1 protein-coding gene is annotated in these 1,067 nt (G+C 55.8%); it reads left to right on the top strand.

Annotated features, from left to right (window positions below):
* Window positions 1-289 precede the first annotated feature (289 nt).
* Window positions 290-874: a TrmB family transcriptional regulator gene (locus tag G9463_RS23750; protein ID WP_165898003.1), complete on the top strand. Its 585-nt coding sequence runs from the start codon at window positions 290-292 to the stop codon at window positions 872-874.
* Window positions 875-1,067: the final 193 nt, after the last annotated feature.

The raw sequence follows: 1,067 nt of genomic DNA, 5'->3' as shown, positions 1-1,067 counted from the left end.
AACACGGAAGATAAGCCCACCAGCGTTCCGGGGAGTACTGGAGTGCGCGAGCCTCTGGGAAACGCGGTTCGCCGCCACCATTCATACCTATCACAGCCCACTCAGGAGAGGCATCTCTCCCGAGTGGTCTTTCCGTATTTCCAAGCAACTGAGCCACTCACTGAACAGATAGCTGTCCCACTTTGTGAGTACATCTGTGACACGCTGTTAATCATCGAACTATCAGTGATTGACTCGCTGGTTGGCGTCGTCCCAGCCGCTATTCCTTAATACATGAATTATGAATTGTATGCCGAAAGCCGCCGGGGACCCAGAACGTGCTATCAATGGGCTCCTATCGATTGCACAACTGCTGGAAGAGCCACGCCTGGCCCGGCTCTACACGTTTGTCCTCCGCGAGGGCGACGTAACCATCGACGATATCGTCGCTGCGTTAGAGATCCCCCGCACGACAGCGTACTCGGATATGGGAACGCTCGTTGACCTCGGTGTCGTGACCCGAGATGAAGAGCAGAAGACGCACACGTATTCCGCTGTCCCGATCACGCTGACTGCAGACCTGGACGGTGACGAGTATACCGTCACGCCCACTCTCATTGAGGCGGTCGGTCGCTCACCACACGACCAGGACCTCGACCTCCTCCTGGAACGATACGGGCTCAGCAAACTCGCGGCTGCGCTCACGTATGCCATCCCCTATGCCAACGGTGAGATGTCTGAACGAGTCGCAGCTCGGGAGCTCGATTTGCAGCGGGCCTTCGCGATTGCGATCTTGCATGCGCTCCGAGATGTGGTTCAGGACATGGAAATCGTTGATCCATACTTCGAGGATATCCGGAACGCTCGCGACCAACCACCGTCAGCAGACGACTGACGGACAACTATTAATGTGTTTGCATACCCCACTGTTTCCGGTGTAACACGTCAAAAGAACCACTCAGCTACCGCGAAACAGCCGATATCTCAGAAACTCTCTACAACTCGTCCAGGTCGAGATACTCGATGAACTCCTCGCGGCGCTCGTCGAGGACGAACGCCACGAACGCCTCGTAGAAGTCGTCGTTTTT

This window comes from Haloarcula sp. JP-Z28, from assembly GCF_011440255.1.
In the GTDB taxonomy this organism is placed as follows: domain Archaea; phylum Halobacteriota; class Halobacteria; order Halobacteriales; family Haloarculaceae; genus Haloarcula; species Haloarcula marismortui.
This window is presented reverse-complemented; position numbering and strand designations above follow the sequence as displayed.